Genomic DNA, 25,924 nt, shown 5'->3' on the forward strand with positions numbered 1-25,924 from the left:
AGATGAGCAAGCCGCTTAATGTAGAGAAGCAGAAATTTTTAGGAATATGGCGCCGCGCATTAGCTCTACCTGCCTTAAGCGACCTTAGTACGGAACTTGTTTCGGATTGGGCTAATCAAGCAGGACTGCATGTGTTGAGCGTAACGGAGCAGGACGCCGGAGCATTCCGACCAGTTCGAGCCATCGTATTGGCTACAAATCAAGGCGCAGCATGCTTTCCCAAAGTTCTTCATGAAAATGACTCGCAGTGGCTAGAAAATAGAAAAGCTGCCGACCACCAGGCTGGCCTATGGAAAAAGATGGAGTGGTTTTGCCCGCTCTGGATCGCTCAGGGAAAAATTAGCGAGCTACTCAGAGATGTAGAATACCGATCAAAAGACGAATCAATAAAACTATTCGACTATCACACATCAACTCTCTACACATTGCCATTTCAAGCTGTCTGCATCGCACAGCTTATTCCAAGCTCCAGAAGCCTAGCCGACTTCGCCCCTATTGCTAGAGAAGCATATCTAGCCTTCTACTCCGGACATAGAGCATCAAGTATCGCTGCACTGATCCCCGTTATAGAAGGTGGGCTTCAAAGGATATCTGGCTCGACGGCAAGCCTGCCGATTCCAGACCAGGTTGATCGAATCATTGATAGAGCCTGCACCCTTGCAGGACGCCTGCATTTCGACGATATGTGGGTGCCACGAGAGTATCTCACTACAAATTACTTATATGGCCAAGATGAGCGAGTTTTCGTCTTCGAAACTTTCCGCTCCTGGCTGAAAGACTCATTCTTCTGCCGAACAGGAGAATATGATGGAGTGACATGGTTAAATCGGCATCTTTTTGCCCATGGCACTTCAACCGAGTGGCAAAACTCCGCAAACTTCTGCCGACTAGTTGTTGCTCTGGCTACTCTGGGAGTGATTGAGTCTTGGCATGATGAATCACATCGTGTCTCGCTCTTCTTCCCAGAAATGAGCGAAGACAGCAAGCTGCTCTGGCAACAAGCCTTACTTCAAGCCCAAGCCCAGTTCGTCATAAAAAATCTAGAAGAGAAGATGTATCACTCGGAGGGGCGGACAGTACCAATTATGCCCACAGATGACGGAGTGTTGCTTCGTAAGGCTCGCCTACAGGATGAATGTATAAATGACTTGGTCCGCCCGCTGCGAAACGCAGGCTGGAGTGTTGAAGTCGGTGAGCCTGACGATAGAGCGCTACATATAAAAGTGATTGCAAGATCAGAGCACAAAAATATGTGCATCGCGCTTTTGTATAGTTGCGCCACCGGAAACAAACTCTACCGCGAGTTGGCCCAGTCCTGCGATGCAATACTCTATATCGGCGCTCCCTATCACCAAGACCAGTATGCATATGGCATTGATGTGCACGTTGGGCCTGTCGCAGGGTGGCAACCACCCAAGGCGTCTTCGGCCTAGGCGCGCCCCAAAGAGCAAGGCTTAACCAGCTTGTGAATGGCCACACCAGCCTCTGAAAGCTCGCATAGCCATGACTCGTCATGGATGAAGACCTTATCAAAAATCGAAAAAGCCTCCATCTGCACCAGTAACGGAGCCAGATACGACGCGGCGGCAACATAGTCCACAGCAGGGAGAGGCCAATTGTCATAGATGAGTAGCCAGTTGCTGGGGTACCGCTCAAAGCCGCCCTCCACCACCTTAGGAAGCTTTTCCGCTGCGTGATAGGCCATCGCACTAGCCCACTCGCGCTCCGGAGAATCACCACACCACCCTTCTCCTGGTAGATCCGCCTCGATATCGCTTCGTAGAATCTCAGCCGCCTTTCTCGCCTCTCCAGGCTTGAAATGCGGTGTGAAGTAGATATCCGGTCCAAGCCCGCTCTCACGCATAGCCTGGCCACGTGCAAAGTTAACTGGGACTGCCTCTGTATGCTCCACACCTATGGAGCTATCTGACATCGACAGGTGGAAGTCAGGCTTATCCCGGTGAACGAGAATCAGAGGGAAAGCAAGGCTTGTAGTCGGCAGGGTCGATAACAGATGGGCAATACAGTAGCGCTCCACGTGATGGCTCTGGCGCCGCTCTGAGCGCGCCGGAACACCAACCTCCATAACAGCAAGCTTAACCGCCAGCTCCTCGAAACTATTCGCAATGAGCATGATGCTCGCCCCCCAGCAAAGCCGAGCCTCGGCATTAATGAAATACCAGTCCACATGAGATTGGCAGAGGTACAGCAGAGGTACAGTGCCTGTATGGAGCGGCCGGTCTAAAATTGATCAAAGCCCAGTATATTCAATGGCTTAGGCTGTTGTATCCGGGTCTTGCAGGGTCTAGACTGGACGAGCCTCGGTGCATTGGGCTACGACTTGTAATCAGTAGGTCCCGGGTTCGATTCCTGGTGCCGGCACCATACGTATAAAAGCCCACCACTTGGTGGGCTTTTGCATTTCTGGCCAGCCGGCCAGAAATGCGGTTAAATTGTGTGGTTTTTCACACATTATTTGCGCCCTGCGCAGCTAGGAATGCCCTCCGTCGCAGTGATCGACCGACCACGTCATTTTCAAGTGATAATTCGGCACTAGTGATCAGCCTGATAGGCGAGCCTTAAGGACGATAGATGTTGTACCCCGTGATTATCTGCGGTGGCGCTGGTAGCCGCCTGTGGCCCGCCTCCCGCGAGAAGCACCCGAAACCGTTCCTGCCGCTGCCTGACGGCCAGTGTTTGCTCCAGAAAACCCTGCTTCGGGCGGCCCGCCTTGAGGGCGTTAACGACATCCTGACCGTTACCAATCAAGAGCTGTTCTTCACCACCGAAGACCTCTACCGGACAGTCAAACAGTCGCCAGAAATTGCGCTCAACTACATTCTCGAACCGACTGGCCGTAACACAGCAGCGGCCATTGCTAGTGCGGCGCTCTATCTACTGCGTCGCCACGGTCCTGATGCCACCATGCTGGTGCTTCCTGCCGACCATCTGATCCAAGATGAAAAAGCCTTCGCCAATGCAGCCCAGCAGGCCAAGGCATTAGCTCAGGAGGGTTATCTGGTGACCTTCGGCATCGAGCCGACCTATGCCGAAACGGGTTTTGGCTATATAGAAGCCGACACCAGCGGCAACCTTGAGCAAGGCATGCGCGTCACGCGCTTCGTGGAAAAACCGGATTTGGCGACCGCACAAGGCTATTGCGCTGCCGGCAACTTCTACTGGAACTCGGGCATGTTCTGCTTCCAGGCCGGCGTACTGGTCAATGAGATGCGAGCTCACTCCCCGGATGTACTTGATGCAGTGGAGGCCACGCTCGCAGCTTCGACCTACTCGGATAACGACCAACGGCTCCGCCTTGATGCCAGTAGCTTCAGCAAGGCTCCGGACGTCTCTATCGACTATGCCTTGATGGAGCGCTCCGATCATGTCGCGACTGTTCCCTGCGCCATCGGCTGGAGCGATATCGGTTCATGGTCCGCCATGAGCGAGCTAGTCAAGGCTGACGCACAGGGCAATCGCTTCACCGGCGAGACAGTGCAGCACTCTGCGACCAACAACTTCGTGCATAGCCCTGATCGCCTGACGGCACTCGTTGGCGTACAGGATCTCATCGTGGTGGACACTCCCGACGCGCTTCTAATCACGCATAGAGCACATGCCCAGGATGTCAAACACATTGCAGGGCAACTCAAGCACAGCGGGCATGAGGCCTATCTGGCGCACCGCACTGTTCATCGCCCCTGGGGAACCTATACAACACTTGAGGAAGGCGAGCGCTTTAAGATCAAGCGCATCGTCGTTAAGCCTGGAGCCTCACTCTCCCTACAGATGCATCATCATCGCAGCGAGCACTGGATTGTGGTCAGCGGCGTAGCACTGGTCATCAATGGTGATAGCGAGCTGATCCTGAATAGCAACGAATCGACGTTCATTCCCGCGGGCCACAAGCACCGCCTCGCCAACCCCGGGGTCATCGAGCTAGTCCTCATTGAGGTGCAGAGCGGTGACTATCTGGGCGAAAACGACATCGTGCGATTCGATGACAAGTACGGCCGGTCATAAGCCATCCGGACTCTCTACCGCATAAGCACCTGCTAGAGCCCTCGGGCTGGCCGGTCTCTGACGAATCAAGACACTACCGATGAAGGTATTGCACTTCTATAAGACCTATTATCCCGACTCTGTCGGCGGGGTCGAACAGGTCATTTTTCAGATCGCCAGCGGCGTTGCCGACTTGGGCATCAGCACTGATGTGCTCTCGCTCAGCAAACAAGCCACCCCGCAGCCTGTCGATCTGGGCAGTCACAAGGCTTACAAGGCCAAGTTGAACCTGCAGATAGCGTCTACTGGATTCTCCCTCTCAGCATTAGGCATGTTCCGCAAGCTGGCTAGGGAGGCCGACATCATCCACTACCACTTCCCCTGGCCCTTCATGGATCTGGTGCATCTGGCCAGCCGCCCGAACAAACCCAGTCTGGTCACTTACCACTCCGACATTGTGCGCCAGGCGACGCTACTCAAACTGTATCGCCCGCTGATGCACAGCTTCTTGGGCAGCGTCGACGCCATAGTGGCAACATCACCGAACTATCTGTACAGCAGCCCGGTCCTTCGGCGACATTGCGACAGAACCCGAGTGATCCCCATAGGGCTGGACAAGGCTGCCTACCCCGCGCCCTCACCAGCCAACCGTAATCGCTGGCGGCAACTCTGTGGCGAACGATTCTTCCTATTCGTGGGCGTTCTACGCTACTACAAAGGGCTGCATATCCTACTTGAGGCGATGAAAGGTGCGCCCTATAAGCTAGTGATAGTCGGTGCGGGCCCGGTTGAGGAGGAGCTCAAGACCCAGGCTCAAGCCAACCGACTGGATAACGTTTTCTTTGTCGGCGCCGTATCCGACGACGACAAGGTTGCCTTGCTAGACCTCTGCTATGCCGTTACCTTCCCCTCCAACCTGCGCTCGGAAGCCTTTGGCATCTCCCTGCTGGAAGGCGCCATGTACGGCAAGCCGATGATCTCCAGCGAGATAGGCACAGGCACTAGCTACATCAACCAGCATGCGCAAACCGGGCTGGTAGTCCCCCCGAGCGACCCCGTGGCTTTCCGACAGGCCATGGATCACCTGTGGGCACATCCCGAGCAGGCCAAGCAGATGGGACGCCAGGCAGAAAACCGGTATTGGGAATACTTTACCGCCAAACGCATGGCGGAAGGTTACGACAACCTCTACCGACAACTGCTTGCCCAGCACGGCCAGAACAGCAGCAGGGTGGCTACCCCCACGTCCTGAACCCGGCCACTACGAGCCTATATTTCTCATTAGTTATCCGCCGGAATGCCCGGCCGAACAAGGAAAGACACCATGCCCCGTAAAGTTGCACTCATTACTGGCGTAACGGGACAGGACGGCGCCTACCTCGCGCGCTTCCTGCTGGAAAAAGGCTACGAAGTTCATGGCATCAAGCGTCGCGCCTCCTCCTTCAATACCGATCGCATCGACGATCTGTACCAGGATCCGCACACCAAGAACCGCAACCTGATCCTGCACTACGGCGACCTGACCGATACCAGCAACCTGGTGCGCATCATCCAGCAGTGCCAGCCGGACGAGATCTACAACCTCGGCGCCCAGAGCCATGTGGCTGTTTCCTTCGAGTCCCCCGAGTACACCGCAGACGTTGATGCCATGGGTGCCCTGCGAGTTCTCGAAGCCATACGCATCCTCGGCCTGGAAAAGAAGACCCGTTTCTACCAGGCCTCGACCTCCGAGCTCTATGGCCTGGTGCAGGAAATCCCACAGAAGGAGACCACGCCCTTCTACCCGCGTTCACCCTATGCAGTTGCCAAGCAGTTCGCCTTCTGGATGACGGTCAACTATCGCGAGGCATATGGCATCTACGGCTGCAACGGCATCCTCTTCAACCACGAATCGCCGCTGCGCGGCGAAACCTTCGTCACCCGCAAGATCACTCGCGGCCTGACCCGTATCGCCGTAGGCCTGCAGGACTGCCTGTACATGGGCAACATGAACGCCCTGCGCGACTGGGGCCATGCCCGCGACTACGTGGAAATGCAGTGGCTCATGCTGCAGCAGGACAAGCCTGACGACTATGTCATCGCCACCGGCCGCCAGTACTCGGTACGCCAGTTCATCGAAGTCTCGGCCAAGGAGCTGGGCGTCAGCATCGAGTGGCGCGGCGAGGCCGAGGAAGAAGTCTGCGTGGTCGTCGACGTGGCCAACGAGGCCGTGACCGGCATGAAGGCCGGAGACATCATCGTGCGCGTCGACCCACGGTACTATCGCCCGACCGAAGTGGAAACCCTGCTCGGCGACCCCTCCAAGGCCAAGCGCGACCTAGGCTGGGAACCGAAGATCAGCTTCGAGGAGCTGGTGGCCGAAATGATCAGCGAAGACCTCAAGCTGGCGCAGCGTGATGCGCTGGTCGAGCAGAGCGGCTACAAGATCATGTCCTACCACGAGTAAGAGGGGAGTCCGATATGCACAAGCTCCCTCTCAACACCCGTATCTACGTGGCCGGTCATCGTGGCATGGTCGGCTCCGCCATCGTGCGCAAGCTCCAGGCCGAGGGTTACCAAAATATCATCACGCGCACCCACGCCGAGCTGGATCTGACCTCGCAGCCGGCCGTCCAGGCATTTTTCCAGGAGAACCCGGTCGACTACGTCGTGCTGGCCGCCGCCAAGGTCGGCGGGATACATGCCAACAACGAATATCCGGCCGACTTCATCTACGAAAACCTGATGATCCAGTGCAACGTCATTCATCAGGCGTTCGCAGCCGGGGTTCGCAAACTGCTGTTCCTCGGCAGCTCCTGCATCTACCCGAAGCTGGCCAGCCAGCCCATGCAGGAAAACGCCTTGCTGACCGACGTACTGGAGAGCACCAACGAGCCCTATGCGGTAGCCAAGATCGCCGGCATCAAGCTCTGCGAGTCGTACAACCGGCAACATGGCACCGACTACCGCTCGGTTATGCCGACCAACCTCTACGGTCCGTACGACAACTACCACCCGGAAAACAGCCATGTGATTCCGGCACTGATTCGCCGTTTCCACGAGGCCAAGCAGGCCAAGGCTGAAGAGGTAGTGATCTGGGGCACAGGCACGCCCATGCGCGAGTTCCTGCATGTCGATGACATGGCTGCAGCCTGCCTGCATGTCATGAATATCGATACCGATACTTATCAGGCCAACACGCAGCCCATGCTGTCCCACATCAATGTGGGTACCGGGACTGACGTCACCATCCACGAGCTGGCCCAGACCCTGGCCGAAGTCGTTGGTTTCAGTGGCAAAGTGGTCTTCGACACCAGCAAACCTGATGGCACGCCTAGAAAGCTGATGGATGTTAGCCGCTTGAAACGACTTGGCTGGCAGGCCTCGATTGAACTGAAGGAAGGGCTGGCGTCTGCATATGAGTGGTATGTGGCCCACCAGCACAACCACACTACTCGGCTCTAGGCCCGTTATGCTTTTCACCTTCACCAAAGACCTTTACAAGCTCAGAAATATAATTCTCGAGCTTGTAAAGCGAGACTATCAGCAGCAGAACCAAGGCTCCTATTTGGGGTTCATCTGGAATTACCTGCAGCCCCTGCTCTTCGTCAGCGTGCTGTATGGCGTTATTGCATTTGGCTTCCGACATACTCCAAACAATACCGAAATTCCTTTTGGCCTATACCTTCTCAGCGGCATGACCTGCTGGCTATATTTCTCCTCCAACTTGATCTCGATAACCGGTGTCATTCGATCCTATTCCTTTCTTGTGAAAAAAATTGAATTCCGCCTGAGCATCCTGCCCTTGGTCAAGCTATTGAGCTCACTGCCTCCTCATGCCGTGCTTGTAACGCTGATGCTACTGCTGGCCCATTTCAATGGCTTTACCCTCGGCCTCCACAACCTGCAGCTGCTCTATTATTACCTCTGCATGGCAGTCTTCTTAATGGGCTTTGGCTGGATTACCTCTGCCGCCAGCCTGTTCGTACGCGACATCACGAATGGCATCGCGGTGATCACCCAGTTCGGCCTTTGGCTAACGCCTATATTCTGGAACGCGCAGACCCTGCCAGAACAGCATCAATGGTTGCTTCGCCTGAATCCGGCAAACTACCTTGTCACCGGTTATCGGGACAGTCTCAGCGGCGGCCATTACTTCTGGGAGCGCCCCGAAGACATGCTGGCATATTGGGCCATCACAGCCATTACACTCGTTATTGGCGCGATCACCTTTAAACGATTGAAACCGCATTTCGCAGAGGTGATCTAGTGGATAACCTTGCCATCAGCATACAAGACGTATCCAAGGCTTATAAACTTTATAAGTCGAGCTCCGATCGACTAAAGGAAGCGCTGCATCCGCTCGCCAGGAAATACCATCGCGACTTTTATGCAGTCAGGAATCTCAGCCTAGATATTGGCAAGGGCGACATTATCGGAATACTGGGCCGCAACGGTTGTGGCAAGTCCACCCTGCTCAAGCTCATCAGTGGCGTACTACAACCCAATACCGGCAGCATCCGGGTGAATGGCAAGATCACGGCACTGCTGGAACTGGGCGCAGGATTCAACCCAGAGTTCACTGGGCGACAGAACATCGCGTTCTACTCGACCCTGCTTGGCCTGGACAGCGCACAGGTCGCTGCGGCAACGCCCAAGATTATTGAATTCGCGGAACTCAATGAATTCATAGATCAGCCCGTTCGCACTTACTCCAGCGGCATGAAGTCTCGACTCGGCTTTGCCGTGGCCATTCATGTCGACCCAGACATTCTCATCCTTGACGAGATATTGGCCGTTGGTGATGCGCTGTTCAAGCGCAAGTGCTACGCCAAAATGCAGGAATTTTTCGAGGCCGGCAAGACCATCATCTATGTCTCGCATGAAATCGATTCGATTTCCCAACTTTGCAAGCGCGCCATCTTCATGGATGCCGGCGAAATCATCTGCGACGGCCCAGCCAATGTGATAGTAAAAAAATACCACCAATACCTCTACTCTCCGCCCGAGACGCAAAAGATACTCAAGGCAACATTTAAAGATTCTGGCAATGTGCCCGACCAGCATACCCCCGCGGCCACCCACTCGCCGAACTCGGCATATCACATCGATAACTTCACCCCCAAATCGCTCATTGAATATCGAAATGAAGATATCGACATAGACACACCACTCATTCTCGACGACAGCGGCAAACCGGTGAACGTACTGGTCTTTGGCCAGCGCTACAAATATGTCGTCACCTACACATCCCGCTCGCAGAAGACCTTCTCAAACGTCGCCTTCGGCTTCGAAATAAAGAACCAGAAGGGGCTCGCGATCTGCTCGATAGAATCGACACGCTCATATACGCAAGGCCTGACCTGTAAACAACTCATGCCAGGCGAGAAGATCACCGCATCCTTTGAGTTTCATGCTCGATTCCCCGGCGGCGTATATTTCACCAACCATGGCATCTCTTCATTTGCCAATGGTGAACAACAAGTTCTTAACCGGAAGGTCGACGCATACTGTTTCAAAGTCATGGATTCGTCACAGCGCATTTACGGCGGCCTGTACTCCGGAATCGACACGGTCTTTATTGACTCTTATAACAACCAACTAGAATTCCCTGTCTGCTAGGCTAATCGATGATCATCTGGCTCGCCTCTTACCCCCGCAGTGGTAATACGTATTTCAGGGTACTCCTGAATAGCATTTTTGGAGTAAGAACCTACTCCATTCATAATGACACCCATGACATCGCCGCGGATCAACCCACGTCAGAAGTTGTCGGCCACGAGCATCTCCCGGATAATTTTGACCTGGCGCATGCCCGCCTTAGCGACAACATCTACGTCATAAAGACACATACTCCGCCGCAGAACGAAACTGACAAGGCAATCTACCTTGTGCGCGATGGCCGGGAGAGCACCGTCTCTTACCACAAGTACCTGAAGAACTTCTATTCCTCTCCGCTTGCTCTGTACGACGTCATTACCGGCGCAGCCGCTTTCGGTACATGGGGGGAGCATGTCAACAGTTGGTCACCTCAAACCCGGCCAAACACCCTGCTGATAAAATTTGAAGATCTCGTCAGCGCCCCGGAAGAGTTCTATCCTCGCATAGCCGACTTTATCGGGATCCCCGCGTCAAAACAGCAAGCACCCTCATTCAAAGAACTGCAGGCAATCAATCCGAAATTCTTCAACTCCGGCAAGAAAGACTCTTGGCTCCATCGGATGTCAGAGGAAGAGCAGCTTGCATTCTGGATGACGAACCACGAACAAATGAAAGCCATGGGGTACTCAGATAACACCCCCGCGCTTCTCAATAGCGAATACGCTCCATTCTTCCTGTCGCTCGGCCGCCAGTTCAACAAGCAGTTCCAGCGCGCCAATGCTGCTGCCCAACCACGCATACAAAAACTGGAACAAGAAAAAGCCGAACTTCTTGCAGACCTAGAAGCCACCAGAAAAAAATTTGATGAGATGAAGCGTCAACAGCGGGAGACAGATGCGCAACTGACCGAGCTAAAGCAGAGCAACAGCGCCATGGGCCGAGAAATAGAGTCGCTCATGAAGATCAAAAGACACGTTGACCTATTGGCCAAACAGTCCGCTCTCCGAACCCCACGAAAAGCCTGGCACATTTACAGACAACTTATCGAAATCTCCAATACTGCAGATCACACATGAACGAACTCGGAATACTTGTCTTCGGACACACCAGACCTCTTCTTCTGGCTGACACTCTGGAAAGCCTGAAAATCCAAGGGCACATAGACAAAGTCGACCTCTGGATTGATGGTGACCAGGGTATTTCCGACCTGCGCAACAAGATTGCCCTTTGTCACAAAATAGCTGACGACTACCAGGTTCGGAACAAGTTCTATCATCGCGGCCAACTGGGCTTTCGCAAGATGATCTTGTTGGCAATGCAGCATGCCGTGCAGAACTACAAGTACATCATCCTCCTTGAGGACGATTGCTTCCCCACTAAGGATGCAGTCGATATCTTTATTTCGGAGCTGCAGGCCGTCGAGCATGATGAGCAGGTGTTTTCCGTCTATGGCCACCCCTTCCTGGTCGCTGAAGAGAGTGGCTACTGCTCACGCTTCCAAGGCTGGGGCTGGGCCACGACCTCGGAAAAACTTGCTCCCTATCTCAGCAAGTTGATCGACTGCTATTCGATGTATGAAAGAGATTTCCTGGCCTTTACCCGTGACGCGCTGACGCCGGAAATCCTGGAGCGTCTCGACGTGACCCCGCCACGCCTTCCCTCCGAGACTCTAACCAAGTTCTTTGCCTGGGATGAAACACTGGCCTTGCTCACGGCACTGGATAAGCGCACACACAAGCCCACGGCCAAGCGCATTATTTATAACTGCGGCATCGGTGAGGGTGCTTCTCGCTTTGCTATTGATCCCAAATTCTTGGCTCCACCTTTCAACCTTGTACCTCACAAGGAAATCTGGAGCTATTTCTGATGAAGCTGTTCATCGCTGACCCGGCCTTATCCAGCTTTCAAGGCCACCATTTTTCGCTGACCCGTACCTTCAGCGAAGCCGCCAGCAAGCACGACTTGCGCATTATTTGGCTGGTAAGCAAGCGCCTTCCGCATGGCGACTACAACCTCTCGGGGAATGTGACCATTGAGCGCGCATTTTCCGAAGGGACCTATGACGCTTATGCGCAAGCCAAAAAAAGTGCGAGCCTGATTCAGCCGCCCCCCAAAAGCCGGCTCTATCGGAAAGCCCAAGTACTGTACATGCGCATGCCGGCACCTTTGCGAATCATGGCGAAGACTGTTCTGCGGAGAATAAAGCCATTTGACCGGCTCATTTCCGCCACTGCGCAATCGCATGCACCACAGGCACCGACAAAGCGCCAGCATGAAGAGCTCATGCATACGCTCAAAAAGTATCCGTACTCCCCCGAGGACAGTATTTTCTTTCACACCAGCGATGCTCAAACCTACTTCACTATCGTCGAGCTCTTCGTCAAGTCGTTGCCCCCAGAGCAATGGCACACACTGCCCAGCCTTCATCTTTCGACTCCTTACGATGAAGGCATAATGCCGCACAATAAAACGACCATCACCGCGGCCACCTCTATCCGCTACCTCCGGTCTCTCAACCTCATTGACCGCCAGGTTTTCCTGCATGCCGAGAACGACTTGCTGGCCGAGCACCTGTCACAACAGTGGTCCGCACCGGTCAAACCTCTTTTCATTCCTCAAAGCCCCCTGCCGGGCGAAGCTCAGGCCCGGCCAACACGGGCAATTACCTTTTCCTATCTAGGTGCGGCCCGCGAAGAGAAAGGCTTTATTTATCTTGCCGGCGCCATCGAGGAATTCCTCGCCGCCTGCAAGCGCGACGATATTCGATTCGAACTGCAGGCCTCTCCGCAGATTGTGGGCTATGCCCCGGCCATCAAGGCTGCAGTTGACAGGCTCATGTCAATTAGTGACTCGCGCCTGCATATCATTACCCGGCCACAAAGCCCCGCAGACTACGACGCCGCCTTGAGCCGATCCGACGTCCTGCTGCTTTGCTACGACCCCAGTCGTTATGCCGTACGCAGCTCCGGCATCATTTTCGAGGCACTGGCAAACGGAAAGATCGCCATTACCACGGAGGCGACCTTTCCCAGCCACATCGCTCAGGAAGCCGGCCTGTCCGTCAGCTACTTATCCAACAGCGACTTTATCAACTGCATCATGAAGATCGCGGACAACTACGACCATTATCAGAAAAATGCCCAGGCACGGAGCCGCAGATTCTTGGAGGAGGTTTCACCAGATAAATTTTTCATGGACATTCGGAGCGGTAGAGCTTCTGCGCACAGCTTCGAAGAGCAACAATCAACCGCAATACCAGCGGAGCTCCCGCTTGGAACTCCCTATAGAAAACTGATCTAAACATTTGGAGATGCATATGACAAAAGTACTGATTCTCGGTGGCGACGGATTTTGCGGCTGGCCAACCGCCCTGCATCTCTCGGCACAGGGGCATGAGATTGCAATAGTCGACAATCTTTCCCGTCGTAACATCGATAACGAACTGGAGGTCGACTCGCTGACCCCGATTCGCCCAATCGGCAAGCGTCTCTCCAAGTGGAAAGAGCTGAGCGGAAAGAATATCGAGTTCTACAACATCGATATTGCCGATAACTATGACCGCCTGCTGAATCTGATCAAAGAGTGGAAGCCAGAAGCTATCGTGCACTTTGCCGAGCAGCGTTCCGCACCTTATTCGATGAAATCCTCGCAGCATAAGCGCTATACCGTTTCGAATAACATCAATGCCACCCACAACCTCCTGGCGGCGGTTGTTGAGTCCGGTCTGGACATCCACCTGATCCACCTGGGCACCATGGGCGTTTACGGCTACGGCACCGCCGGCATGAAAATCCCAGAAGGCTACCTGGAAGTGAATGTCACCACGGACAGTGGCGAACAGATCAAACAGCAGATTCTGTACCCAGTTAATCCTGGCAGCATCTACCACATGACCAAGACGCAGGATCAGCTGCTCTTCTCCTACTACAACAAGAACGACAAGACCCGTGTCACCGACTTGCACCAGGGAATTGTCTGGGGTACCCAGACCGAACAGACCAAGCTATCGGAAGACCTGATCAACCGCTTCGACTACGACGGTGACTATGGCACCGTACTCAACCGTTTCCTGGCACAGGCAGCCGTCGGCTATCCCCTGACCGTGCACGGTACTGGCGGGCAGACCCGTGCCTTCATCCATATTCAAGATACGGTGAAGTGCATCGAGCTTGCGCTCAACAACCCGCCGAAGCACGGGGAAAAGGTCAAGATCATCAATCAGATGACCGAAACCCATCGTGTGCGCGACCTTGCCCAGATGGTTGCACGCATCGCCGGCGCCACAGTTGAGCTGGTGCCCAACCCGCGCAACGAGGCCGATGAAAACGATCTGATCGTCGAGAACGAGACCTTCCTCAACCTCGGTCTGAACCCGATTAAGCTGGAAGATGGACTGCTGGACGAAGTCACCTGCATTGCCAAGAAATATGCTGATCGTTGTGATCGCAGCAAAATCCCGTGCTACTCGACATGGACTGCAGCGAACAAGGCAGGCAAGCCGGCTACTCACTAACGCTCGAGCAGATGCAGGCTTGGCAACGGGCCTGCATTGGACTAGATGATCAGTATTGTTATCCCCACATTCAATGCCGCGCCCTATATCGGGGACACCCTTCGTAGCCTGCTATCACAACAGCTGCATGCCCCACTCGAACTCATTATCGTGGATGGCCAGTCCACGGATGACACCTTGCAGATCTGCCAGTGTTTTAGAGAGGAAGTAGCAAGCACATCTTGCATGAGTCCCAAGCGAGATATTTCCATATCGATTTACAGTGAACCAGATACTGGCATGTATGACGCATTGGCCAAAGGATTGCGGCTAGTGCAAGGCGATATCGTGGGCTACCTCAATGCCTCTGACATCCTGCTACCCGGCGCCCTGATCGCTGTTGAGCAAGCATTCTCGAAGCATCCACATATCCGCTGGGTGACCGGCTGGAACAGCTTCATGGACGTTGACGGAGTTATTACCTCCTCCAAACTGCCATTCGGCTACCCTCGGCAACTCATCCAGAGCTATTTCTATGGTCAATATAACAATCACATCCAGCAGGAAAGCACCTTTTGGTCACGTTCTCTGCTGGCAGACATAGATTTCTCGCGCCTGAAAAGCTACAGGTATGCGGGTGACTTTTATCTATGGCACTGTTTTTCCGAGAATCATACTTTGTGGACCCTGAACGCCCTTGTCGGTTGTTTCAGAAAGCATCCTGGGCAACTGTCTAGCGCTCTTGAGGGCTACCATGCAGAAGCGCTTCGAATTACTGGAGGGGAAACCAGCGGCATCTTGATTGCAGGCATTTACCGAATGCTTAATCATTTCCCCAACTTCATCAAGACGCGCATCCACCCCACATTAATTCGCCGATAATAACTGATGCATATCCAAGCCAGAAAATTCATCCCCCCTATCGAGAGCCTTCGTGCACTGGCAGTTTCCCTTGTCGTACTTTTTCACCTTGAGATCGACTTGTTCAAAGGTGGCTTCATCGGTGTCGACATATTCTTTGTCATATCTGGATTTCTAATTACACGTAATCTGGCCGAGGAGATCAATGCGGGGAAATTCAGTTTCTATCGATTCTATACTCGACGAGCAGCACGACTACTCCCGGCACTCTTCACCGCCACACTCATTACGCTGGCCGGCGCATACCTAATCCTCGCCCCAGCAGACTTGGAAAACCTCGGCCACAGCGCCATTTATGCTGTCTTGTCTCTGTCGAATATTTTCTTTCTTCTCGACTCGGGCTACTTCGATATCAACTCCCAACTCAAGCCCCTGCTACATACTTGGTCGTTGTCCGTTGAAGAGCAGTTCTACCTGCTATGGCCACTCTTCGTCTTCCTCACCGTACGACGCCTGGGCCATAATGGACTTAAAAACACGGTACTGATTGTCGGCGGACTGTCTCTGTTGGCCGCACTCTATTACGCCAATCGCCAACCGGAAGCCGTTTTCTTTTTGACCCCCTTTCGAGCCTATCAGTTTGCGCTAGGTGCCATTGTCGCCCTACTTCCCGTTCCACGCCCCGGCAATACTCAGAGACTCGTCAGTCTCGCCAGCATTTTCTTCATTCTTCTGCTCGCCTATTTCATCACTCACTCCAGTCGGTATCTCATTAGCGCAGTAGCACCCGCAGTCTGCACTTCGACATTCATCTGGGCCTGCCAAAGCAGCACTAACAGCCAATCCTTTTTTACACGGCTCACCCAATGGATAGGCCGCAGGTCGTACTCCATATACCTAGTGCATTGGCCACTTATTGTGCTCTGGAAAATTGCCACGGACTACAGTCTATCAATAGCCGACACCGGAGTGCTCCTAACGCTCACCATAGTGGGCGGCGCTCTATTGCACGAGAGCGTGGAAAAGAAATTTCGCTTCCATTCCGGGCGCTCCAGCCATTTCAAAGCTAATACATTAGCAATGACTTTCGCCTCTATGCTGGCAATTTGTTTTATTGGCGCGCATTACTGGGGCATGGATGGCCTAAAGTCACGCGTCCCACAGGAAATGCAAATTTTTTCGAAAGGGCTAGATAAGGAATGGGAGTCTCGACAGACCGCATTAAGAACAGGCCGATGCAACCTCCCGCCCAACACATTCACCTATAAAACTTACGACGCCGATTATTGCTCAAACCCGCCAAAGGGTAAGAGGTCGTATTTAATTATTGGCGACAGCTTTGCCTCTGATGCATACCTTGTTTTCAGCAAAGCTTACCCAGATATATATTTTGGCCAACTCACCTTGCCAGGGTGTTTGCTTCAGCTCCCCAAACGTTTCGAGAATCAGAAGCAAGCCGAGTGTATTCATCTATACCAACTCGCTCTCGACAACCTCGTCAACAACCCAAACTATACGGGCATCATTCTCTCATCAAACTGGGCGCACGGCCATTATTACAAGATTGAGGACTTCTATAGTTTCTTCAAAACAAAAAAACTCGACATCTATCTAATTGGGCAAAGAATCAGATTTCATAATTCACTCCCATCCATACTCAGCTCCTCTACCTCTATGAAGCTAGGAATTGAGCGTGCGAATCACTTGATACGCGAACATGAGTTTATGGTTAATGAAAACATCCGAAAGAAAATTGACGGAAAGCTAAACTTCGTTGACTTCATCAAGCTACAGTGCCCAGACCAATGCAGCATCGTCGATAGCAACAACCAGATGCTCTACCTCGATGACAGCCATCTTTCTATGGCTGGGGCCCAGCTAATCGCAAGCAGAATAAAAGAACAATTTCCCAATATTGAAGACCTGAAGACACTCACTCGATGAGCATTACACTTAGCGTCATTATGGTCGTCAGGAATGACAAGCTGCGTTTCCGCCGAGCACTCGCCAGTGTAATGGCACAAAAAACCGAGGAGTTGGAAATCATCGTTATCGACGGTGGCTCTACCGACGGAACTCTGGATGAGATCACGGCGCATCAAGATCAGCTTCATTACTGGGAGTCGGGTCTCGACAAGGGCATTGCGGATGCCTTCAATCGAGGCATAGCGCGGGCTCGCGGTGAATTTGTCTCCACCCTCAACAGCGACGATATCTGGGAGCCTGACACCCTGCGCCAGGTATTGGAGAGCCGCAAACGTCATCCACAAGCCTCAGTTCTCTGTGGCGCTATACGCTATCTGGATCCCGACAGTGGCTACAGCTACACGCGCTACCCCTCCCCCGCGGCACTAAAGTACAGGATGTGGGTATTCCACCCTTCGCTGTTCGCCTCCCGTGCCGCCTATGCGCGGGTGGGTGGCTATAAGCCACAATACACGCACGCCATGGACTCGGAGTGGTGCCATCGGGCACTGGCTCTTGGTGAGCAGTTTGCAGTCGTGCCTGCCGTACTGGCAAATATGTCGCTCGGCGGCCTGAGTGATCGCGACTTCACGATAAGCTTGCAGCAGTATCGTGACTCAGTCATCCGCAACGGGCTGTGCGGTCGCCTGGAGGCATGGATCTACTATGCATTCTTTCTCACCCTGAAGAAGGCGATGCAGTTCTCCCTGTTTACCCCCATCAAGAAACTACGCGACCTTTTGATTCACAGGAATGACTAAGTAGAAACCAGTACCTCAAGGGTACTCCGCGCTGTTCGCTTCCAATCAAATCGTGCGAGCTGCTCGGGAATACGAGCAACGCATTCTGCATAGGCATCCTGATCGATCAACAGCCGCTCGATACCGGCGCAAATGCTCGCGACCTGCAACGGATCGACCAGACACCCACCACCACCGGCGACTTCAGGCATCGCGCTGCAATTGCCAGTGACAACCGGTACGCCGAACTGAAAAGCCTCTAGTATCGGCAAGCCGAAGCCTTCATAGAGCGAAGGCATCAGTAGCAGTCTGGCTTGCGAGTACAGGTATCCAAGCTCGTCCGCGCTGACGGCCCCGAGGACAACTACATCCGGCCGAATACCTAGTTCCTCAACCCACTGTTCGAGATCAACCAGCCAGCCATGCCCACCCGCCAGCACCAACGGATAAGATGACCTCAATGTGGTCGGAAGTTGCGCATAAGCCCCGAGCATGCGCCGAATGTTCTTGCGCGGCTCGGGCGTACCGACGAACAAGAGGTACTGCTGCGGCAGAGGACGTGTAAAGGCTCCTGGCTGCAGGCGAGTCACGCCACTGGGTATGACCCGGATTTTGTCCCGGGCTCCGGGAAAATAGTGTTCGAGATCGCTGCGACTCGACTCGGAGATGGTAATAATACGCGCAGCCTGACGCAGCGAATGCGGCATCTGCAGACGCTCGGACCAGTACTGTAGGCGCTTCATCGTCTCGGGGAAGCGTTTCCAGGTCAGGTCGTGGATCGTCACGACGGTCCGTACGGATGAGGGCATAAACAGCGGCAGGTGATGTCGTGGCGACCAAAACACATCGATTGCGTCGCGCCGGAGCTGACGCGGTACGCCAACTTGGTACCAGAAGTGCTCGGCCAGTGTGCCGATCTGTCCGGAGAGGCGCACGGTGACGTTCGACTTGTTTATGAATGGCGCGTCGAAGGCCTGGTCACAGTAGAGAAACCACTGCACGTCTTGCGCGTCGGTGAGAATGCTCAACAACTCCCAAGTATAACGACCTATACCTGACAGAGGCCTGCTTAGCGGCCTGCAATCGACACCTACTCTCAACATCTGCGTCTCTTCTGTACGGGGAAGGGCAAGAACAGCCCGCTAAACGGCTGGCGAGTCCCTTGCAAAGCATAATTACACCCGACAAGCTAGCCGCCTTCAATTTCAATCCGACACTTTGGGCATTGCATGCGCATTCTGGTTACCGGCGGAGCCGGTTTCATCGGGTCTGCTTTGGTTCGCCACCTGCTGAACCATACTGATCACGAAGTACTCAACCTCGACAAGCTCACCTACGCCGGCAACCTCGAGTCGCTGGCCAGCGTCGAACACCACCCGCGCTACCAGTTCGTCCAGGCCGATATCGGCGACCGTGCCACCGTCGGCCGGGTGCTGGGCGAGTTCCAGCCGGACGCGATCATGCACCTGGCGGCCGAATCCCATGTCGACCGCTCCATCGACGGCCCGGGTGAGTTCATCCAGACCAACATAGTCGGCACCTACAACCTGCTCGAAGCCACCCGCGCCTACTGGTCGGCCCTGCCGGAGGCGCGCAGGCAGGCCTTCCGCTTCCACCACATATCCACCGACGAGGTGTACGGCGACCTGCATGGCGTGGACGACCTGTTCACCGAAACCACGCCCTATGCCCCCAGCTCGCCCTACTCGGCCAGCAAGGCGGCCTCCGACCACCTGGTACGCGCCTGGCAGCGCACCTACGGCCTGCCGGTGCTGCTGACCAACTGCTCGAATAACTACGGGCCGTTCCACTTCCCGGAAAAGCTCATCCCGCTGGTGATTCTCAATGCCCTCGACGGCAAGCCGCTGCCGGTCTATGGCGACGGCTCGCAGGTACGCGACTGGCTGTTCGTCGAGGATCATGCTCGCGCCCTGTTCAAGGTGGTGAGCGAAGGCCAGGTCGGCGAGACCTACAACATCGGCGGCCACAACGAGCAGAAGAACATCGAGGTGGTGCGTAGCATCTGTGCCCTGCTGGAAGAGTTGGCGCCCAACAAGCCAGCCGGCCTGGCGCGCTATGAAGACCTGATCACCTTCGTCAAGGATCGACCCGGCCACGACCAGCGCTACGCCATCGATGCCGGCAAGATCCAGCGCGAACTGGGCTGGGTGCCGGAGGAAACCTTCGCCAGCGGCCTGCGCAAGACCGTGCAGTGGTACCTGGACAATCTGGAATGGTGCCGCCACGTGCAGGACGGCAGCTATCAACGCGAACGCCTGGGAGCCAGCGCATGAAAGGCATCATCCTCGCCGGTGGATCCGGCACCCGCCTGCATCCCATTACTCTGGGCGTATCCAAGCAGCTGCTGCCGATCTACGACAAGCCGATGATCTACTACCCGATCTCGGTACTGATGCTGGCCGGTATCCGCGACATCCTGATCATCTCCACGCCCCACGACTTGCCGCAGTTCGAGAAGATGCTGGGCGACGGCAGCCAGTTCGGCGTGCGCTTCCAGTATGCCGAGCAGCCCTCGCCGGATGGCCTGGCCCAGGCATTCCTGATCGGCGAGCAGTTCATCGGCAAGGATCCGGTGTGCCTGATCCTTGGCGACAACATCTTCCACGGCCAGCACTTCAGCGAAATGCTCCTGCGCGCCGCCGCCGAGCCAACTGGCGCCTCTGTATTCGGTTACTGGGTCAGCGACCCCGAGCGCTTCGGCGTGGTCGAGTTCGACGCCCAGGGCAAAGCCATCTCCATCGAGGAGAAGCCCAAGCAGCCGAAGTCCAGCTATGCAGTGACCGGCCTGTACTTCTATGACAACGACGTGATCGAGATCGCCAAGGCGGTCAAGCCGTCGCCACGCGGCGAGCTGGAGATCACCGACGTCAACAACGCCTACCTGCAACGCGGCGACCTGCGCGTGGAACGCTTCGGCCGTGGCTTCGCCTGGCTCGATACCGGCACCCACGACAGCCTGCTGGAAGCCTCGCAGTATGTGCAGACCATCGAGCACCGCCAGGGTCTGAAGGTCGCCTGCCTGGAAGAAATCGCCTTCCAGCATGGCTGGATCGACCGCGACCAGCTGCTGGTACAGGCCAAGGCCTTCGGCAAGACCGGCTACGGCCAGTACCTCTACCAGCTGGCCGGGGAACACGCATGAACGTCATCCGTACCGAGCTACCGGAAGTACTGATCCTCGAACCCAGAGTCTTTGGCGACGAGCGCGGTTTCTTCTACGAGAGCTTCAATGCTCGTGCCTTCGCCGAGGCCACCGGCCTGCAGCCCGAGTTCGTCCAGGACAACCACTCGCGTTCGCAGCGCGGCGTGCTGCGCGGCCTGCATTACCAGATCCAGCAACCCCAGGGGAAACTGGTACGGGTCAGCCACGGTGAGGTGCTGGACGTGGCCGTGGACATCCGTCGCAGCTCACCGAACTTCGGCAAGTCGGTGACGGTGCGCCTGTCGGCCGAGAACAAGCGCCAGCTGTGGGTACCAGAAGGTTTCGCCCACGGTTTTGTGGTGCTCAGCGAATACGCCGAGTTCCTCTACAAGACCACCGACTACTACGCCCCTGCCTTCGAGCGCAGCATCCGCTGGGACGACCCCACGCTGGCCATCGACTGGCAGTTCGACGGCGTTCCGCAGCTGTCGGCCAAGGATCAGGCCGGCGTGGCCCTGGGCGAGGCCGAGCCGTTCCCATGAGAGTGCTGATCACCGGCCGCCATGGCCAGGTCTCCCGCGAGCTGCAGGCTGCCCTGAGCCAGCATGAACTGCTGGTGTTGGGCCACGAGCAGCTCGACCTGGCCGATAGTGAAGCGATCCGTCAGCAGGTGCGCGCGCTGCGCCCGAATCTGCTGATCAACGCCGCCGCCCACACCGCCGTGGATCAGGCCGAGAGCGAGCCCGAGCTGGCCTTCGCGATCAACGCCACGGCACCCGGCGTGCTGGCTGAGGAAGCGGCGGCGCTCGGCGTGCCGCTGATCCACTACTCCACCGACTATGTGTTCGACGGCAGCAAGGACGGCGCCTACGGTGAAGACGACGCCACCGGCCCACTGGGCGTCTACGGCCGCAGCAAGCTGGCCGGCGAAGAGGCCATCCGCGCCGTTGGCGGCCAGCACCTGATCCTGCGCACCAGCTGGGTCTACTCGCTGCACGGCAAGAACTTCCTGCTGACCATGCAGCGCCTACTGCAGGAGCGCGAGGCGCTGCGCGTGGTCGCCGACCAGATCGGTGCGCCGACCTGGGCCGGCAGCATCGCCCGCGCCACTGGCGAGCTGATCCAGCACTGGCAGGCCAGCCAGGCTGGCCCCTGGGGTACCTACCATCTGAGCGGACTGGGCGAGACCTCCTGGTTCGGCTTCGCCAGCGCCATCGCTGCGCAGCTGCGCGCCCAAGGCAAGCCCTGCGCGCGCCTGGAGCCGATTCCCTCCAGCGCCTACCCGACCCCGGCGCAGCGCCCGCTCAATTCACGCTTGGATTGTTCGCGCCTGCAGCAGGCCTGGAACATCCGCCTGCCGGACTGGCACGCCGCCCTGCTGGAATGCCTGGCCAGCCCGCGCTGATGCTCTGCGGTGCATAATGCGTCTGTCCCCCAGGCGCATGACTGCATGACTCAGACCTCGCCCCCTCATCGCCCGCGCTGGCGCAGCCTGGCCCTGCTGGCACTGCTGCTGGCGCCGTTGTTGTGGCCGTTGCAGCAACTGGCCGAGCGTTACTACCGCGATCAGCTGATCGAGCAGAACCGCCAGACCCTCGACCTGTATGTCGCCAACCTGCTCGGCACCCTGCACCGCTTCGAGGTGCTGCCGAACATCCTCGCCGACTTGCCGCCGCTGCGCGCCCTGCTCGCCGCGCCGGATGACCGCACCCAGCAGGAACGCGCCAACCAGCTGCTGGCGCGGGTACGCAAAGACACCGGTGCCGATGTGATCTACCTGATGAGCCCGGCGGGCCTCACCCTAACCTCGTCGAACTGGGATCAGGCGGACAGCTTCGTCGGCCGCGATTTCAGCTACCGCCCGTACTTTCGCGAGGCGCTGGCCGGCAAGCAGGGGCGCTTCTTCGGCCTCGGCACCACCTCGCGCAAACGCGGCTACTTCTTCTCCAGCCCGGTGCGCGACGGCCAACGGGTGATCGGCATCCTGGTGGTCAAGGTCGACCTGGACGACTCCGAAGCGCTGTGGGGCAACACCCCCGAGCAGTTGATGGTCACCGACGGCAACGGTGTGGTGATCATCTCCTCGCGCAGCGACTGGCGCTTCCGCGCCACCCGCGAGCTGGACAATGCCGAGCGGGCCGCCATCGCCGCCAACCAGCCCTACCCGACCCAGGCCCCCGCGCCCCTGCAGCTGCAGGACAACGCCTGGCTGATGCAGAGCCGCGAGCTGCAGGAAACCGGGCTGACCGCCAGCATCCTCGCCCCGCGCCAGCTGGTCGACCGCCAGGTGCGCATCAGCCTGGTCGTCGCGGGCACCACCCTGCTGGTCGGCCTGCTGCTGCTCGGCCTGTTGCTGCAACGCCGCCGCCACTACATCGAGCGCATCGCCCTCGATGCCCGCGCCCGGCGCGAACTGGAGATACGCGTGCTGGAGCGCACCCGCGACCTGGAGACGCTGAACAACCGCCTCAAGGACGAAGTGCTGGAGCGCGAACAGACCCAGCAGGAACTGCTGCGTACCCAGGACGAACTGGTACAGGCCGGCAAGCTCAGTGCCCTGGGCACCATGAGCGCCAGCATCAGCCACGAACTGAACCAGCCACTGGCGGCGATCCGCAGCTATGCCGACAACGCCGGCGTGCTGCTCGACCACCAGCGCACCGACGATGCCCGCGACAACCTCAGGCAGATCAGCGAGCTGACCGGGCGCATGGCCTCGATCATCGCCCACCTGCGCGCCTTCGCCCGGCGCGACCGCCACGCCCCGGAGAATGTCGCCCTGCAGCCGGCGCTGGACGATGCCCTGGCCCTGCTGGCCAAGCGCCGCCGCGCCCTGGATGTAGAGCTGATCCGCGACCTGCCGGATGCCACCCTGTGGGTACAGGCCGGCGAAACGCGCCTGCGCCAGGTGCTCGGCAACCTGCTCGCCAATGCCCTCGACGCCCTCGCCGAAAAGGCTCCACCGCGGCGCATCTGGCTGAGCAGCGAGGTCACCGCCAGCGGCGTCAACCTGCTGCTGCGCGACAATGGCCCGGGCTTCTCCGAGCAGGCGCTGCAGCATGCCCGCGAACCCTTCTTCACCACCAAGACCAGCACCCAGGGCCTCGGCCTCGGCCTGGCCATCTGCGAGACGCTGATGCGCGCCCTGGGTGGCGAGCTGCTGCTGGCCAACCACCCGGACGGCGGCGCGCTGATCACCCTGCAGCTGCGCAGCGCCACCCCCGGCGCCACCCTGCAACCGCCCGAGGAGTTTTCATGAGCGCCCTAGATGCCCGCACCCAGGTGCTGCTGATCGACGACGACGCGCACCTGCGCCAGGCCCTGGCGCAGACCCTCGATCTCGCCGGCCTGCGCGCCGAAACCCTGGCCGATGCGCGCGGCGTGGCCGAACGCATCGGCGCGGACTGGCCCGGCGTGGTGGTCAGCGATATCCGCATGCCCGGCATCGACGGCCTGCAACTGCTGGAGCAACTGCAGCAGCGCGATGCCGAGCTGCCGGTGCTGCTGATCACCGGCCATGGCGACGTGCCGCTGGCGGTGCAGGCCATGCGTGCCGGCGCCTACGACTTCCTGGAGAAACCCTTCGCCAGCGAGGCGCTGATCGATGGCGTGCGCCGCGCCCTGGAACTGCGCCGCCTGGTACTGGAGAACCGCAGCCTGCGTCTGGCTCTGGCCGATCGCAACGAGTTGGGCGCCCGCCTGATCGGCCAGTCGGCGCCGATGCTGCGTCTGCGCGAGCAGGTCGGCGCGCTGGCGGCGATCCACACCGATGTACTGATCCTCGGCGAGACCGGTGCCGGCAAGGAAGTAGTGGCGCGCGCCCTGCACGAGCTGTCGGCACGCAAGAAGGGCCCGTTCGTGGCGATCAACGCCGGCGCCCTGGCCGAGTCGGTGGTGGAGAGCGAGCTGTTCGGCCACGAACCAGGGGCCTTCACCGGCGCGTCGAAGCGGCGCATCGGCAAGTTCGAGTTCGCCAACGGCGGCACCCTGTTCCTCGACGAGATCGAGAGCATGAGCCCGGACGTGCAGGTCAAGCTGCTGCGCCTGCTGCAGGAGCGGGTGGTCGAGCGCCTCGGCGGCAACCAGCTGATCCCCCTGGATATCCGCGTGATTGCCGCAACCAAGGAAGATCTACGCGTGGCCGCCGATCAGGGCCGCTTCCGCGCCGACCTTTATTACCGCCTGAATGTGGCGCCACTGCGCATCCCGCCGCTGCGCGAGCGCGGCGCCGACATCCTGCTGCTGTTCCAGCACCACGCCGAGGCCGCCGCCCAGCGCCACGGCCTGCCGATTCGCGAGCTGCAGGCCGGGCAGCGCGCACAACTGCTCAGCCACGCCTGGCCGGGCAATGTGCGTGAGCTGCAGAACGCCGCCGAGCGCTTCGCCATGGGTCTGGAACTGGGCCTCGACCTGCCCGGCGCCAGCCTCGCCGCGGCACCGGGCGGACACAGCCTGGGCGAACAGGTGGAAGCCTACGAGCGCGCCTTGATCACGGCGGAAATGGCCAAGGGCCATGGCTCCCTGCGCAGCCTGGCCGAGGCCCTCGGCCTGCCGCGCAAGACCCTCCACGACAAGCTGCGCAAGCACGGCCTGGACAGCGCCGGCGACGAGCCGGACTGATTCCTCACCGCCCCGCCCGGGCCGGCTCAGTGCAGACAGCAGCCTCCCAGTCCAGCGGCCAGCACTTGCCAGCAAGTTGCCAGGCCGCCACGGGCAAACCACCTCCTCGTGGCTCAGCCCAGCGCCCATACCGACACGCAATCCATGCGCCACGGAGCGCGCTCACAGCGTATCGCGACAGAGCGGACGAAACTTGGCCCCCGCCTCGCCTGTGGTTTTCCAATAATCAGTGCTGGAAATACCGGTCACTTTTCAATCAGCAAGCGATGAAAGCTATTCGCCATTACGAATAACAGTCGTACGACTGAAACTTGCAAGCGATAAAAGCTCAACTAGCTTTTCCTGCACGCCTGATCAAAAACGGGCCAGGGCCGTCTAGCTGAAGCCCTGCCGCTATATCTGGGGTGCCCCTGCGCAACACCTGGCAGTACAGGGACAGTAATACCGAGCGATGGATAGCGAGCTATTGATAAAAATCAATATCGCCCTCTCCGATAAGGA

At 57.3% G+C, this 25,924-nt stretch carries 22 protein-coding genes; 20 read left to right on the top strand and 2 right to left on the bottom strand.

Annotated features, from left to right (window positions below):
• Positions 1 to 2: 2 nt before the first annotated feature.
• A complete protein-coding gene (locus A9179_RS20445; RefSeq protein WP_187808028.1) occupies positions 3 to 1,433 on the top strand; it encodes a hypothetical protein in 1,431 nt (476 codons plus the stop codon).
• Here the strand turns inward: A9179_RS20445 and A9179_RS20450 are convergent.
• Entirely contained in the window at positions 1,430 to 2,134 is a 705-nt protein-coding gene (locus tag A9179_RS20450) for a hypothetical protein (protein ID WP_187808029.1), read from the bottom strand. The two genes, A9179_RS20445 and A9179_RS20450, sit on opposite strands and share 4 nt — an antisense overlap.
• A 458-nt stretch (positions 2,135 to 2,592) precedes the next feature.
• Between A9179_RS20450 and A9179_RS20455 the strand changes: the two genes are divergently transcribed.
• From A9179_RS20455 to A9179_RS20515, 13 genes are all read left to right on the top strand, one after another.
• Positions 2,593 to 4,023 carry a mannose-1-phosphate guanylyltransferase/mannose-6-phosphate isomerase gene (locus tag A9179_RS20455; protein WP_187808030.1) on the top strand — a complete coding sequence of 477 codons (1,431 nt, stop codon included), beginning with the start codon at positions 2,593 to 2,595 and terminating at the stop codon, positions 4,021 to 4,023.
• Positions 4,024 to 4,102: 79 nt separating this feature from the next.
• A complete protein-coding gene (locus A9179_RS20460; RefSeq protein WP_187808031.1) occupies positions 4,103 to 5,254 on the top strand; it encodes a glycosyltransferase family 4 protein in 1,152 nt (383 codons plus the stop codon).
• A gap of 72 nt (positions 5,255 to 5,326) precedes the next feature.
• On the top strand, positions 5,327 to 6,448 hold the full coding sequence (gmd, locus tag A9179_RS20465) for a GDP-mannose 4,6-dehydratase (RefSeq protein WP_187808032.1): 1,122 nt from the start codon (positions 5,327 to 5,329) through the stop codon (positions 6,446 to 6,448).
• Between the two features lie 14 nt (positions 6,449 to 6,462).
• Positions 6,463 to 7,446 (top strand): GDP-L-fucose synthase, encoded by a 984-nt coding sequence (fcl, locus tag A9179_RS20470; protein ID WP_187808033.1) that lies wholly within the window; start codon positions 6,463 to 6,465, stop codon positions 7,444 to 7,446.
• Between the two features lie 7 nt (positions 7,447 to 7,453).
• A complete protein-coding gene (locus A9179_RS20475) occupies positions 7,454 to 8,251 on the top strand; it encodes an ABC transporter permease (protein ID WP_187808034.1) in 798 nt (265 codons plus the stop codon).
• A complete protein-coding gene (locus A9179_RS20480; RefSeq protein ID WP_187808035.1) occupies positions 8,251 to 9,603 on the top strand; it encodes an ABC transporter ATP-binding protein in 1,353 nt (450 codons plus the stop codon). Before A9179_RS20475 ends, A9179_RS20480 begins: the two co-directional genes overlap by 1 nt.
• An 8-nt stretch (positions 9,604 to 9,611) precedes the next feature.
• Positions 9,612 to 10,658, top strand: coding sequence for a sulfotransferase domain-containing protein (locus A9179_RS20485; RefSeq protein ID WP_187808036.1), 1,047 nt, complete (start codon positions 9,612 to 9,614; stop codon positions 10,656 to 10,658).
• Positions 10,655 to 11,449: a hypothetical protein gene (locus tag A9179_RS20490; RefSeq protein ID WP_187808037.1), complete on the top strand. Its 795-nt coding sequence runs from the start codon at positions 10,655 to 10,657 to the stop codon at positions 11,447 to 11,449. The genes A9179_RS20485 and A9179_RS20490 overlap by 4 nt, the downstream gene beginning before the upstream one ends.
• Positions 11,449 to 12,882: a glycosyltransferase gene (locus A9179_RS20495; protein WP_187808038.1), complete on the top strand. Its 1,434-nt coding sequence runs from the start codon at positions 11,449 to 11,451 to the stop codon at positions 12,880 to 12,882. The genes A9179_RS20490 and A9179_RS20495 overlap by 1 nt, the downstream gene beginning before the upstream one ends.
• 16 nt (positions 12,883 to 12,898) lie before the next feature.
• Positions 12,899 to 14,095, top strand: a complete 1,197-nt coding sequence (locus A9179_RS20500; RefSeq protein WP_187808039.1) for an NAD-dependent epimerase/dehydratase family protein — start codon at positions 12,899 to 12,901, stop codon at positions 14,093 to 14,095.
• A gap of 45 nt (positions 14,096 to 14,140) precedes the next feature.
• On the top strand, positions 14,141 to 14,956 hold the full coding sequence (locus A9179_RS20505; RefSeq protein ID WP_187808040.1) for a glycosyltransferase: 816 nt from the start codon (positions 14,141 to 14,143) through the stop codon (positions 14,954 to 14,956).
• A 6-nt stretch (positions 14,957 to 14,962) separates the two neighbouring features.
• Positions 14,963 to 16,879 (top strand): acyltransferase family protein, encoded by a 1,917-nt coding sequence (locus tag A9179_RS20510; protein WP_187808041.1) that lies wholly within the window; start codon positions 14,963 to 14,965, stop codon positions 16,877 to 16,879.
• Complete coding sequence (locus A9179_RS20515; RefSeq protein WP_187808042.1) at positions 16,876 to 17,661, top strand: glycosyltransferase family 2 protein; 786 nt, start codon at positions 16,876 to 16,878, stop codon at positions 17,659 to 17,661. Before A9179_RS20510 ends, A9179_RS20515 begins: the two co-directional genes overlap by 4 nt.
• Here A9179_RS20515 and A9179_RS20520 read toward each other — a convergent pair.
• The gene (locus A9179_RS20520) at positions 17,658 to 18,743 is read right to left on the bottom strand and encodes a glycosyltransferase family 4 protein (protein WP_262410628.1); all 1,086 of its coding nucleotides are present in this window, start codon (positions 18,741 to 18,743) and stop codon (positions 17,658 to 17,660) included. The two genes, A9179_RS20515 and A9179_RS20520, sit on opposite strands and share 4 nt — an antisense overlap.
• A gap of 126 nt (positions 18,744 to 18,869) precedes the next feature.
• Here A9179_RS20520 and rfbB point away from each other — a divergent pair, with 126 nt between their 5' ends.
• Genes rfbB through A9179_RS20550 form a run of 6 tightly spaced genes read left to right on the top strand, consistent with a single transcriptional unit; the run spans position 18,870 to position 25,423 of the window.
• The gene (rfbB, locus tag A9179_RS20525; RefSeq protein ID WP_187808044.1) at positions 18,870 to 19,934 is read left to right on the top strand and encodes a dTDP-glucose 4,6-dehydratase; all 1,065 of its coding nucleotides are present in this window, start codon (positions 18,870 to 18,872) and stop codon (positions 19,932 to 19,934) included.
• Positions 19,931 to 20,803: a glucose-1-phosphate thymidylyltransferase RfbA gene (gene rfbA / locus A9179_RS20530; protein WP_187808045.1), complete on the top strand. Its 873-nt coding sequence runs from the start codon at positions 19,931 to 19,933 to the stop codon at positions 20,801 to 20,803. The genes rfbB and rfbA overlap by 4 nt, the downstream gene beginning before the upstream one ends.
• Positions 20,800 to 21,345: a dTDP-4-dehydrorhamnose 3,5-epimerase gene (rfbC, locus tag A9179_RS20535; protein ID WP_187808046.1), complete on the top strand. Its 546-nt coding sequence runs from the start codon at positions 20,800 to 20,802 to the stop codon at positions 21,343 to 21,345. The genes rfbA and rfbC overlap by 4 nt, the downstream gene beginning before the upstream one ends.
• Positions 21,342 to 22,208 (top strand): dTDP-4-dehydrorhamnose reductase, encoded by an 867-nt coding sequence (gene rfbD / locus A9179_RS20540; RefSeq protein WP_187808047.1) that lies wholly within the window; start codon positions 21,342 to 21,344, stop codon positions 22,206 to 22,208. The genes rfbC and rfbD overlap by 4 nt, the downstream gene beginning before the upstream one ends.
• A gap of 45 nt (positions 22,209 to 22,253) precedes the next feature.
• Entirely contained in the window at positions 22,254 to 24,062 is a 1,809-nt protein-coding gene (locus A9179_RS20545; protein ID WP_187808048.1) for a sensor histidine kinase, read from the top strand.
• The gene (locus A9179_RS20550; RefSeq protein ID WP_187808049.1) at positions 24,059 to 25,423 is read left to right on the top strand and encodes a sigma-54-dependent transcriptional regulator; all 1,365 of its coding nucleotides are present in this window, start codon (positions 24,059 to 24,061) and stop codon (positions 25,421 to 25,423) included. The genes A9179_RS20545 and A9179_RS20550 overlap by 4 nt, the downstream gene beginning before the upstream one ends.
• Positions 25,424 to 25,924: the final 501 nt, after the last annotated feature.

Source organism: Pseudomonas alcaligenes (assembly GCF_014490745.1).
Lineage (GTDB): Bacteria > Pseudomonadota > Gammaproteobacteria > Pseudomonadales > Pseudomonadaceae > Aquipseudomonas > Aquipseudomonas alcaligenes_C.